Raw genomic sequence first — 12,503 nt, 5'->3', positions numbered from 1 at the left:
GGGGTGCGGGAGCGGTCGGCGGGCGGTCGGTCAGCCGTCGTTGCGGACGGTGCTCTGCCATTCCTCGAGGATGCGGACGACGTTGCGGGCGGCGCGCCCGTCGCCGTACGGGGTGCCCTTGTCGGCGGTGGGCACGGCGCGGGTGACCGTGGCGGCCCACTCGTCGGCGGACAGCGTGTGCGGGTCGGGGACGAGGACGTTCCAGCCGGTCTCGACGGTCTCGACCCACTCCGTCTCCGGGCGGATGGTGGTCGTGATGCGCTCCAGCAGGAACGCCTCCTTCTGCAGGCCGCCGGAGTCGGTGACGACACCGGACGACGCCAGCACGGCGGCGACCAGGCCGGCGTACGGCAGGGGGCGGCCGACGTGGACGGAGCCCTTCGCCAGCTCGATGCCGTGCTCCTTGGCGCGGGCGACCAGGCGCGGGTGGGCGAGCAGCGCGACCGGCAGCGGCAGCGCGGCCAGCGAGTCGATGATCGCGGCGAGCCGCTCGGGGTCGTCGGTGTTGTCCGGCCGGTGGAGGGTGGCCAGCAGGAACGGCTGCTCCGGGTCGATGCCCTCGGGCAGGGCCGGGGCGGCGTGCTCGCCGGCGAGGACGGCGTCGCGGATGCGCAGGCAGATGTCGACCATGACGTCGCCGGCGAGGACCGCGCGGTCCTTCAGGCCCTCGTCGGCGAGGTGGCGCATGGCCTCCTCGGTCGGGGCGAGGAGCACGTCGGCGCAGTGGTCGGTGAGGACGCGGTTGTGCTCCTCCGGCATGCGCCGGTTGAAGGAGCGCAGGCCCGCCTCCAGGTGCGCCACGGGCAGGTGCATCTTCACCGCGGACAGGGCGCCGGCGATGGTGGAGTTGGTGTCGCCGTAGACGAGGACCCAGTCGGGCTTCTCCCGCTCCAGGACCGGGTCGAGCGCGGAGAGGACGGAGCCGGTCTGCGCGCCGTGGCTGCCGGAGCCGACGCCGAGGTGGACGTCCGGGTCGGGGATGCCGAGGCCCTGGAAGAAGACGTCGGAGAGGTCGGCGTCATAGTGCTGCCCGGTGTGCACAATGAAGTGCTCGTGCTCCGTCTCTGCGAACGCGGCCGCGATGGGCGCGAGCTTCACCAGTTGGGGACGGGCGCCGACGATGCTGATGACTTTCACTGCGCACTCTTCTTCTGGGTCAGGTCGATGAGGGGCACCGCCATCGTATGCCCGGGCGCCCGGTGCTCCGTTACCGGGCCTCGGCGGCGGCCCGGAGCGGGCGGATGCGAGATGCTAGGGTCGCGCGCGCCTGCGGAAGAGGATCCCTCGCTCGCGGTACAGGTACAGGGGAAAGGTCGACGTCAGCCATGGCGGTCTTGTTCGTGCGGAAAGCCAAACGCCGGGCCAACCGGCCCGTGCCGGCCGAGGAAGCGCCCCTCCCGGTCCTGGACCCGTCGGTGCCGGCGACCACCGGCTGGCTGGTCCGCGGCAAGGACGGCCGGCTCACCGCGTACGCCCCCGGCGACGGCGGCGTGCTGCGCTGGACGGAGACCCGCCCCGGCGGCCCCGACTGGACGGGGCCCGACCTCATCCCGGCTCCCGGCATGCTGCCGTACCTGGCCGTCGCCCAGGGCGAGGACGGGTACGTCCACCTGGTGGGGCTGCGGCGCGAGCGGCTCGCGGACGGGCAGACCGGCACGGACGTCGTGTACGCCCTGCAGTACCAGACGGGCCGCGCCGTACGGGACTGGCGGCCGCTCGGCACGCCCTACCCGAACGACCCGTCGCTCGCCGGGCAGATCGGGCTTCCGTCCGCCGTGGTGGACTCCGACGGCTCCCTCAACGTGTTCGTCCGCAACGCGGGCGGCGGCGTGTGCGCCCGCAGCCAGGCCAAGACGGGCGCCTGGAACGCCTGGGCCGACCTGAAGGGCAGCGGCGTGCGGGGCACGGTGTCCGCGGCGATCACCGGCGACGGCCGCGTGGAGGTGCTGGCGCCCACGGCGGAGGGGCTGCTGCGGTGGGAGCGGGAGAAGCCCGGTGTCCGCTTCGAGCGCGCCGACGACGTGCCGCTGCGGGCGGCGCCCGACTCCCCGACCGCCGTGGAGACGGACCCGGAGGCGGGGCTGACGCACTTCTGGCACGACGCCGGGGACCGTACGGTACGGGCCTGGCGACCGTCCCTGCCGGAGGGGGCGGGGCTCGGCGACGGGACCGGCACGGGGCCGGTGGCGGTGCTGCGCACCGTCGTGGACGGCCACGACTGCACGGTGCTGGCGCACCGGGACGAGGCGACGGGGCGGCCGGCGCTCGCCGCGTACCCGACGGGGGACGAGAAGGCCGGGGCCACCTGGACGCTCACCGGGAGCCCGTCCCCGGGGGCCCCGTCGCTGGCGCTGGACGGGGCCGGGCGGGTCGTGATGGCCGTGGTCGGTGCGGACGGCGCGCTCTGGGTGGCCCGTCAGAAGCCCGAGTCGGGCCTGGCCCTGGGCGCCTGGGAGCGGGCCGTCTCCTGAACCCGGCGCGTGCGCCCCTCCCCCGGGGGAGGGGCGCACGCCCGTGCCCGGCCGCGGGTCAGGCGGGGTGGCGCAGGGACCAGCCGCGCCAGGCCGACTCGACCATCTCGCGGATGCCGTGGCGGGCCGTCCAGCCCAGTTCCCCGCGGATCAGGTCCGCGGAGGCGACCACCCGCGCCGGGTCGCCCGGGCGCCGAGGGGCGACCTCGGGGGCGACGTCGGTGAGGCCGGTGACCTCCTGGATGACGCGGATCATCTCCCTGACGGACACGCCCTCGCCCCGGCCCACGTTGAGCACCAGCTCCGCCCGCGGGTCCTCGACGAGCCGGCGCGCCGCGGCGAGGTGCGCGGAGGCGATGTCCTCGACGTGGATGTAGTCGCGCACGCACGTCCCGTCCGGCGTGGCGTAGTCGTCGCCGAAGACCAGCGGCGCCCGCCCGGCCGCGAGCCGTTCGAAGACCATCGGCACCAGGTTGTACGCGCCGTCGTCGGCCAGCTCGGGGGTGGCCGCGCCGGCCACGTTGAAGTAGCGCAGCGCGGCGGTCGCCATGCCGTGGGACCGGCCGACCGCGCCGGTCATCCACTCCCCCACGAGCTTCGTCTCGCCGTACGGGTTGATCGGCGCGCAGGGGGTCCGCTCGGTGACCAGGTCCACGTCGGGCATGCCGTACACGGCGGCCGAGGAGGAGAACAGGAACCGGCCCACCCCGGCGGCGACGGCGGCGTCGAGGAGGACGCGCACGCCCTCCACGTTCTGCCGGTAGTAGAGGAGCGGGTCCGCCACCGACTCGGCGACCTGCTTCTTCGCCGCGACGTGCACGATGCCGGTGACGGCGTGCTCGCGCAGGACGCGGTCGAGGAAGTCCCGGTCGAGGACCGTGCCGCCCTCCAGCGGGACCCCGGCGGGCAGCCGGTCGGTGCGTCCCGACGTCAGGTCGTCGACGACGACGACGGGCTCGCCCGCCGCGACCATCGCCCGCACCACGTGCGAGCCGATGAAGCCGGCGCCTCCGGTGATCATCCAGGTCATCGTGGAACCTCCAGCAGTGCGGCCCTGCCCCGCCGGGAGGGGCGGGACAGGGCCTTGGATCTCAGCGGCTCGGAGCGCTGTCGGAGCGGATGGGTCAGCCGCCGATGACGACGCGGCGGACACCCTCCCAGCGGGCCGGGTCGGTGGTGCGGCGGCCGTCGACGAGGACCTTCACGTCCGGCAGGTCCGAGGCCGCCAGCTCACGGTACTCGGCGTGGTCGGCCTGGAGGATCGCCGCGGTGACCTTCTCGCCCCGGTGCGGGGTGAGGCCGTGGGCGGCCAGCTCCTCGTCCGTGTACATCGGGTCGGAGACGTACGGGACGGCGCCGCGCGCCGTGAGCGCCTCGACGACCCCGAAGACGCCGGAGAAGGCGGTCTCCTTGACGCCGCCGCGGTAGGCGGCGCCCAGCACGAGCACGCCCACGTCCTTCAGGTCGCCGTAGGCGGCGGCCAGCAGGTCGACGGCGTACTCCGGCATCGCGGCGTTCGCCTCGCGCGCGGAGCGGACGACGGTCGCCTCCGGGTCGTTCCACAGGTACATCCGCGGGTAGATCGGGATGCAGTGGCCACCGACGGCGATGCCGGGCTGGTGGATGTGGCTGTAGGGCTGGGAGTTGCAGGCCTCGATGACCTTCTTGACGTCGATGTCGTTCTTGTCGGCGAAGCGGGCGAACTGGTTCGCCAGGCCGATGTTGACGTCGCGGTAGGTGGTCTCGGCGAGCTTGGCCAGCTCGGACGCCTCGGCGGTGCCCAGGTCCCACACGCCGTTCGGCTGGGAGAGGTCGGGGCGCTCGTCGAAGTCGAGGACCTGCTCGTAGAACTCGACGCCGCGCCGGGTGGACGCCTCGTCGATGCCGCCGACGAGCTTCGGGTAGCGGCGCAGGTCGGCGAAGACGCGGCCGGTGAGGACGCGCTCCGGGGAGAAGACCAGGTGGAAGTCCTTGCCGGCGGTGAGGCCGGAGCCCTCCTGGAGCATCGGCGCCCAGCGGGTGCGGGTGGTGCCGACGGGGAGGGTCGTCTCGTACGAGACGAGGGTGCCCGGCTTGAGGCCCTGGGCGATGGCCCGGGTGGCGGAGTCCATCCAGCCGAAGTCGGGGGTGCCCTCGGCGTCCACGAACAGCGGGACGACCACGACGACGGCCTCGGACTGCGCGACGGCGGCGGCGGTGTCCGTGGTGGCGGTGAGCAGGCCGGCGTCGACGGCCTTCTTCAGCTTGACGTCCAGGTCGTGCTCGCCGGGGAAGGGCTCGGTGCCGGCGTTGACCAGCTCCACGACCTTCTCGTTGACGTCGGCGCCGATGACCTTGTGGCCCTTGTCGGCGAACTGCACGGCGAGCGGCAGACCGATCTTGCCGAGCGCGACTACACAGATGTTCATCGGGTCAGTTTCCTCTTCACACGGGACAGGACGCGGCGCAGTCGCAGGCTGGCGCCGGGCGGGGGCTCCCACAGCGGGGCCGTGGTGATGACCAGCCGCCCCTTGGCGTTGGCGGTGGCGGAGATCCGGTACGGGACCTTCTCGCGCCAGCGCCGGGCCAGGGGCAGCGGCACCCCCTGGGTCTTGACGGGGATCTCGTACGTCGAGCCTGCCACATCCAGGTAGGCGCGGACGCCGAGCTTGGCCCGGGTCGGCCGGAGCGGGATGCGGGCCAGCAGCACCGTCCCGGTGCCGTCCGCCGCCGCCTCCTGGCCCGTCTCGCCCACGAGGGCGGGCAGCGCGGTGCCGACGGGGACGCGGCGGCCGCCGGGCTTGTCGGCGCTCTTCGGCATGGCCCTGCCGGCGAGGCGCACGGTCGCGGTGCCGGTCTCACCGGTGACGGGGACGCGGACGGCGAGGGAGACGGCCATGTCGTCGCCGTCCTGCTCCCACGCGGCCGAGACCAGGCCGGTGCCGTCCGCGAGCTGCTTGGGCACGGACTCGCCGACCACCTCGAAGAGCCGGTCGGGCAGGCCGAGGGCGGGGTCGCGGAAGCCGGGGTAGCGCAGGTAGGCGCGGCCGTCCTCCAGCAGCATCGGCGGGGCGCCGTGCTCCGCCTCGTCCTCGATGGCGCGGACCAGCAGGTCGACGGCGCCGCGCTGGGCGAGGGCGATCCGCACCCGCCGCCTGACGTCCATGGAGTCGCGCAGCGCGTCGGTGAAGTACGCGTCGGCCAGTTCGGCGATGCCGGCGCACACCTCGTCCCGGGTGGCGCGGTCCAGGGAGGGGAAGTCGTCCTGGACGAGCTTGGCGAGCTCCCACGTGAAGTGGCGCTTGAAGACCGCGTCGCGCTTCGGCCCGGCCTCGATGAGCCCCGCCGCGTGCTCCATGATCTGCGCGGTGCAGCGCAGCCGGGCGAGGTGGTCGGCGCGGTAGGTGATGTTGGACGCGTCGCCGCGCTTCACCGCGTAGTAGCAGGTGTAGTCGGCGAGGACGGAGACCCTCGCCGCGCGGACGCACGCCTCGATGGTGAACGGCTGGTCGGAGCCGACCGGCATGTCCTCGGGGAAGCGCAGCTTGTGCTGCTCGACGAAGTCCCGCCGGAACAGCTTGGTGTTGGCCAGCGTGAACGGCAGCGCCGAGTCGTACAGGCTGACGTCGGGGGCGTTGCGCTGGAAGAGCGCCTGGTGGACGTACCGGCCGTTGGTGCCGACCATCTTGCCGACGACGACGTCGGAGCCGTGCGCGTCGGCGTACTTCACCATGCGCTCCAGGGCCTCCCGGCCGAGGTGGTCGTCGGAGCCCACGAAGTACACGTAACGGCCGGTGGCCACCTCCAGGGCCCGGTTGCTGGGCGCAGCCGGGCCGCCGGAGTTGGCCTGGTGGATGACCTTCACGACGCCGGGGTACCGCTCCGCGAAGCGGTCGAGTTCCCGGCCGCTGTCGTCGGTCGAGCCGTCGTCGACGGCCACGATCTCCAGGCGGTCCTTGCCGATGCTCTGCTTGACGAGCGAGTTCAGACACTCCGTCAGGTACGGCATCGTGTTGTAGACCGCCACGACGACGGTGACATCAGGTCTGGTCAAGGGAGATTACCCCTACCCCTTTGCGGCGCCGTCGAGACGGACGGTGTCGCCGGTCGCGGCGGACTCCAGGACGGCCGCGGCGACCTCCACGGTCCGCAGACCCTGCCGCAGCGTGCAGATGTCGTCGGACTTGCCGAGGACCGCGTCGCGGAACAGCTCGTGCTCCACGAGCAGCGGCTCGCGCTTCGGGATCGCGTACCGGATCATGTCGCCCTCGGCGACGCCGCGGAAGGCGCGCAGGGCCTCCCACTCGGTGGCGACGGCGGCGTTGGAGTGGAACGTCAGGTCGGCGGTGAGGGTGTCGGCGATGAAGCAGCCGCGCTCACCGGTGACGGACGTGAAGCGCTCCTTGAGCGGGCTCAGCCAGTTGACCAGGTGGCTGACCATCGTCCCGTCGGAGAGCTGGCCGACCGCCGACACCATGTCCTCGTGCGGGCGGCCCGACTTGGACACCGTGTGCGCGGCGATCGACGTGTACGTCTGGCCGGTGACCCAGCCGGTGAGGTCGATGTCGTGGGTCGCCAGGTCCTTGACGACGCCGACGTCCGCGATGCGGTGCGGGAAGGGGCCCTGGCGGCGCGTGACGACCTGGTAGACGTCGCCCAGCTCGCCGGCCTCCAGGCGGGTGCGCAGGGAGCGCAGCGCCGGGTTGCACCGCTCGATGTGGCCGACGCCGGCGACGAGGCCGCGCGACTCGAACGCCTCGACGAGGCGGCGGGCGCCGTCGACGGTGTCCGCGACGGGCTTCTCGACGAGCGCGCACACGCCGGCCTCGGCCAGCTTCAGGCCGACCTCCTCGTGGAGGGCGGTCGGGCAGGCGACGACGGCGTAGTCCACGCCGAGGGCGAGCAGCTCCTCGACGGTGGACAGGACGGGGGCGCCCTGCGCCCAGCCGTTCTTGTCGCCCATCGGGTCGACGACGCCGACGAGCTGGACGCCGTCCAGGCCCGCGAGGACGCGGGCGTGGTGGCGGCCCATGGAGCCGAGGCCGACGAGGCCGGCCCGGAGCGTTGCGGTGGACGCGGTCACAGGCCCTCCCCCAGCGCGTTCACGGCCGTGACGATCCGCTCCAGGTCGTCGCGGGACAGCGACGGGTGGACGGGCAGGGAGACGACCTCGGCGGCCGCCTTCTCCGTCTCCGGCAGGTCCCAGTGGCGGCCGGCCTTCTGGTCCGGCTCCCAGTACGGCTTCAGGCGGTGGATCGGCGTCGGGTAGTACACGGCGTTGCCGATGCCGGCCTCGGTGAGCTTGGCCATGGCGGCGTCGCGGTCACCGAGGACGCGGACCGTGTACTGGTGGTAGATGTGGCGCGCGCCCTCGGCGACGACCGGGGTCACCACGTTCGGCGCGGAGATGTGCTCGGAGAGGTACGCGGCGTTGGCGATGCGCTGCTCGGTCCAGCCGTTCAGCTTCGCCAGCTGGACGCGGCCCACGGCGGCGGCGACGTCGGTCATGCGCATGTTGGCGCCGACGATCTCGTTGGCGTACCGCTGCTCCATGCCCTGGTTGCGCAGCAGGCGCAGGGTGCGGGCGATCTCCGCGTCGCCGACCGTGATCATGCCGCCCTCGAGGGAGTGCATGTTCTTGGTCGGGTAGAAGCTGAACGTGCCGCCGGCGCCGAACGCGCCGACCGGGGTGCCGTTCAGGGCGGCGGCGTGCGCCTGGCAGGCGTCCTCGACGACGGCCAGCTTGTGCTTGTCGGCGATGGCCGTGATCTGGTCCATCGCGGCCGGGTGGCCGTACAGGTGCACCGGCATGACCGCGACCGTGCGCGGGGTGATGGCGGCCTCGACGGCGGCCGGGTCCACGCAGAAGGTGTCCGGGTCGATGTCGACGAAGACGGCGTCGGCGCCGACCAGCCGGATCGCGTTGGCGGACGCGGCGAAGGAGAACGACGGCACGATGACCTCGTCACCCGGGCCGATGTTCAGGGCCATCAGAAGAAGGTGCAGCGCCGAGGTGCCGGAGTTGACGGCGACGCAGTGGCGGCCCTCGACCAGGTCGGCGAAGCTCTCCTCGAAAGCCGCCACCTCCGGGCCCTGCACGACGCGGCCGCTGCGCAGTACGCGTACGGCGGCTTCGATCTCTTCTTCACCGATGACCGGGCGGGCAGCGGGGATGGGCTGCTCGTTCACGCTCGGCATGGACGTCCTCCTTGAACACCGCAAGAGCTCTATGTGGCAGAGGTCCGGGGTGTGCGTACGTCTCGTCGAGAGCGCGCGTCTACCCCTCCGGCGCGATGCCGACGCCCTACCGATGACGGCCGGGACGGGTCCGGCCCGGGACCGAGTCGCACACCGCCCGTACGCTCCGGTGGGGAACGGCGGACGGCATCGACCGGCGTCACATTATCAGGAATGTCTCTGCCAATTTCCGGCCCGTTAACGGCCGGAAGCATCGATTCTGAAACAAAATCCGTGCCCCGCCCCGCGGGAATGCGAGGCGGGACACAGATCATTTCGGCCATGCTTCACCGAGCGTTCAGCTCTCCGTGACCGCCGTCACGGAAGGCGCGGACGCCTGCTCGGCGGCGGCGGTCTTCTTCGCCGACTTGGCCGTCTTCGCCGTCTTCGACGCCGCCTTGGTGGCCGTGGCCTTCTTGGCGGTCGTCTTCTTCGCCGCGGTCTTCTTGGCCGCCGTCTTCTTGGTGGCGGCCTTCTTGGCCGTCGCCTTCTTGGCGGTCTTCCGGGCGGGCTTCTCGGCGGCCGGGGCCTCCGGCTCCGCCTCGGCGCCCGTCTCGGCGGACTCCGCCGGAGCGGACGGCGAACCGGCGGCCGACGGGCTGCTCACGACGACGATCGCCGCCTCCTCGGCACCCGACGGCGAACCGGCGGGAGCGGTGACCTTGCGGACCACCCGGCGGCGTGCCCGCGGCGGGGCCGCCACGGGCGCGGGCGCCTCGGCGGCCGGCTCCTCGGCCACCGGCTCCCGGACGGCCGGCTCCTCGGCCACCGGCGTCTCGACCACCGGCTCCTCGGCGGCGGCCGGGGTGGCCGGCGCCTCGGCGGCGGGCGCCACGACGACGGCGGCCTCGGCGGCCTCCTTCGGGGAACCGGCCGGCGCGGTCGCCTTGCGGGTGGCGCGGCGGCGGGTACGGCCCTGGGGCGCGGCCTCGGCGGCGGGCGCCTCGGGGGCGGCCTCCGGCGTGGCGGCGACCGGCTCCGGCTCGGCGACCGGGGCGGCCGCCTCCGGCTCCGTCACCGTCGCGGGCTCGGCGACCGGGGTCACCGGGGCCTCCACGACCGGCGCGGTCTCCGCGGCGCGCGGCGTACCGGCCGGGGCGGACGCCCTGCGGCTCGCCCGGCGGCGGCTACGGCCACGGGACGCGGCGGCCTCGGCCTCGGCGGCGCTGGAGTACAGCTCCTCGTCCGGGGCGAACGCCGGCTCCGGCTCGGCGACCGGGGCGGGCGCCTCGACCTCCGGGGCCTCGACGGCGGCGGGCGCCTCGGCGGCCTCGACCGACTCGACGTGCTCGTGCGGCTGCTCGGCGCCGCGGCCGCGCTTGCGGGCCCGCTTGCCGCCACCGCCGCCCGAGGTGCCGGGCTGCTCCATGTGGACGATGACACCGCGGCCGTTGCAGTGGACGCAGGTCTCGGAGAACGACTCCAGGAGGCCCTGGCCGACCCGCTTGCGGGTCATCTGGACCAGGCCCAGCGACGTCACCTCGGCGACCTGGTGCTTCGTGCGGTCCCGGCCCAGGCACTCCAGCAGGCGCCGCAGCACCAGGTCCCGGTTGGACTCCAGCACCATGTCGATGAAGTCGATGACGACGATGCCGCCCAGGTCGCGCAGGCGCAGCTGCCGGACGATCTCCTCGGCCGCCTCCAGGTTGTTCCTGGTGACGGTCTCCTCCAGGTTGCCGCCCTGGCCGGTGAACTTGCCGGTGTTGACGTCGACCACGATCATCGCTTCGGTCTTGTCGATCACCAGCGAGCCGCCGGACGGCAGCCACACCTTCCGGTCGAGCGCCTTCATCAGCTGCTCGTCGATCCGGTACGTCGCGAAGACGTCGACCTCGGAGGTCCAGCGCTGCAGCCGGTCCGCCAGGTCGGGCGCGACGTGCGACACGTAGCCGTGGATGGTCTCCCACGCCTCGTCGCCGCTGACGATGACCTTCGAGAAGTCCTCGTTGAAGATGTCGCGGACGACGCGGACGGTCATGTCCGGCTCGCCGTACAGGAGGGTCGGGGCGTTGCCGCCCTTCGCCTTCTGCTGGATCTCCTCCCACTGCGCCTGGAGCCGCTCGACGTCGCGGCGCAGCTCGTCCTCGCTGGCGCCCTCGGCCGCGGTGCGCACGATGACGCCCGCGTCCTCGGGGACGATCTTCTTGAGGATGGTCTTCAGCCGGGCCCGCTCGGTGTCGGGCAGCTTGCGGCTGATGCCGGTCATCGAGCCCTCGGGCACGTACACGAGGTACCGGCCGGGCAGGGAGACCTGGCTGGTGAGGCGGGCGCCCTTGTGGCCGATGGGGTCCTTCGTCACCTGGACGAGGACGGACTGGCCGGACTTGAGGGCGGTCTCGATGCGGCGCGGCCCGTTGGCCATGCCGAGCGCCTCGAAGTTGACCTCGCCGGCGTACAGGACGGCGTTGCGGCCCTTGCCGATGTCGACGAACGCGGCCTCCATGGACGGCAGCACGTTCTGGACCTTGCCCAGGTAGACGTTGCCGACGTACGAGGTCGCCTGCTCCTTGTTGACGTAGTGCTCGACGAGCACGTTGTCCTCGAGGACGCCGATCTGCGTGCGGTCGCCGTTCTGGCGGACGACCATGACGCGCTCGACGGCCTCGCGACGGGCGAGGAACTCGGCCTCGGTGATGATCGGGACGCGGCGGCGGCCCTGCTCACGGCCTTCGCGGCGGCGCTGCTTCTTCGCCTCCAGGCGCGTGGAGCCCTTGATGGACTGCACCTCGTCGGACGGCTCGGCCTTGGGACGCGGCTCACGGACCTTGACGACCGTGCGGACGCCGTCCTCCTCGGCGGCGGCCTCGGCCTCCGCGGCGGGCTCACCGCTGCGGCGGCGGCGACGGCGACGGCGGCGCGAGCTGCTCGTACCGGCGGCGGACGGGGTGGCGTCGTCCTCGGACTCGTCCTCGCCCTCCTCGCCGTCCTCGCCGTCCTCGTCGCCCTCGGCGGTCTCGTCGTGGTCGTCCGCGTCGGCGGACTCACCGCGACGGCGGCGGCGACCGCCCCGGCGGCGGCGGCGCGACGGGCGCTCGTCGAAGTCGTCCTGCTCCTCGCCCTCGGCGGCGGCCTCCTCGACCTCCTCCTCGACCTCCTCGGCCTCCTCCTCGACCTCGGCCTCCTCGACGGGGGCCTCCTCGACGGGGGCGGGCGCGACGGGGGCGGGCTCGGCGGGGCGCGCGGCCTCGGCGGCCTCACCGCGGCGGCGACGGCGACGGCGGCCACCGGCCTCGGCGCGCTCGACGACGGGCTCGACGACGGGCTCGGCCGTCTCCTCCTCCACCTCGGCGGAGGCTTCCGCGGCCTCGGCCGCGGCGGCCGCGGCGGCGGTCTCCGGGGTCTGGAACATCGGCTCGGTGAAGACCGGGGCCTGGAACACCGGCACGGCGGGACGCGACGGGCGACGGCCGCGCTCGGGGCCCTGCGCGGGCTCGGCGGTGAACTGCGGGGAGGTCACGCGGCGACGCGTACGGCCCCGGGAGGCGGCCTGCTCGGCGGCGGCGACCTGGCCGGGCCCCTCGGCGGTGATCTGCGCGACGGTGGCGGCGGGCAGGCTCTCGCCCGTCTCGCCCTCGGCCTCCTCGGCGGCCTCGGGCTCCGGGCGCGTGACCGGCGCGGTGGCCTTGCGGGTGGCGCGGCGACGCGTACGGGCCGGAGCGGCCGGCTCCTCCACCACGGGCGCCTCGGCACCCTGCGGCTCCACGGACACCGCGGCGCTCTCCACGACCTCCGCGACCTGCGGCTCCTCCACGACGGGCGCGGTCGCCTTCCGGGTCGCACGACGACGCGTACGGGCCGGAGCGGCCGGCTCCTCCA

At 73.8% G+C, this 12,503-nt stretch carries 8 protein-coding genes; 1 reads left to right on the top strand and 7 read right to left on the bottom strand.

Annotated elements, in window-relative coordinates; all coding sequences use genetic code 11:
* Positions 1–30 precede the first annotated feature (30 nt).
* Positions 31–1,137 (bottom strand): non-hydrolyzing UDP-N-acetylglucosamine 2-epimerase, encoded by a 1,107-nt coding sequence (wecB, locus tag IE106_RS17720; RefSeq protein WP_189535133.1) that lies wholly within the window; start codon positions 1,135–1,137, stop codon positions 31–33.
* 188 nt (positions 1,138–1,325) lie between these two features.
* Between wecB and IE106_RS17715 the strand changes: the two genes are divergently transcribed.
* Positions 1,326–2,471, top strand: a complete 1,146-nt coding sequence (locus IE106_RS17715; protein WP_189535131.1) for a DUF8189 domain-containing protein — start codon at positions 1,326–1,328, stop codon at positions 2,469–2,471.
* 58 nt (positions 2,472–2,529) lie between these two features.
* On the opposite strand, the gene galE is transcribed toward IE106_RS17715, so the two are convergent.
* The 6 genes from galE to IE106_RS17685 form a co-directional block, all read right to left on the bottom strand.
* On the bottom strand, positions 2,530–3,501 hold the full coding sequence (galE, locus tag IE106_RS17710) for a UDP-glucose 4-epimerase GalE (protein ID WP_189535129.1): 972 nt from the start codon (positions 3,499–3,501) through the stop codon (positions 2,530–2,532).
* A 94-nt stretch (positions 3,502–3,595) separates the two neighbouring features.
* On the bottom strand, positions 3,596–4,879 hold the full coding sequence (locus IE106_RS17705; protein WP_189535127.1) for a nucleotide sugar dehydrogenase: 1,284 nt from the start codon (positions 4,877–4,879) through the stop codon (positions 3,596–3,598).
* Complete coding sequence (locus IE106_RS17700) at positions 4,876–6,504, bottom strand: glycosyltransferase family 2 protein (RefSeq protein WP_189535125.1); 1,629 nt, start codon at positions 6,502–6,504, stop codon at positions 4,876–4,878. The genes IE106_RS17705 and IE106_RS17700 overlap by 4 nt, the downstream gene beginning before the upstream one ends.
* A 12-nt stretch (positions 6,505–6,516) precedes the next feature.
* Entirely contained in the window at positions 6,517–7,533 is a 1,017-nt protein-coding gene (locus IE106_RS17695; protein WP_189535123.1) for a Gfo/Idh/MocA family protein, read from the bottom strand.
* Entirely contained in the window at positions 7,530–8,648 is a 1,119-nt protein-coding gene (locus IE106_RS17690; RefSeq protein ID WP_189535121.1) for a DegT/DnrJ/EryC1/StrS family aminotransferase, read from the bottom strand. The genes IE106_RS17695 and IE106_RS17690 overlap by 4 nt, the downstream gene beginning before the upstream one ends.
* A 337-nt stretch (positions 8,649–8,985) precedes the next feature.
* A partial coding sequence (locus tag IE106_RS17685; protein WP_189535118.1) for an Rne/Rng family ribonuclease occupies positions 8,986–12,503 on the bottom strand: 3,518 nt, incomplete at its 5' end.

Origin of the sequence: Streptomyces roseolilacinus (assembly GCF_014649335.1) — a bacterium.
GTDB classification, from domain to species: domain Bacteria; phylum Actinomycetota; class Actinomycetes; order Streptomycetales; family Streptomycetaceae; genus Streptomyces; species Streptomyces roseolilacinus.
This window is presented reverse-complemented; position numbering and strand designations above follow the sequence as displayed.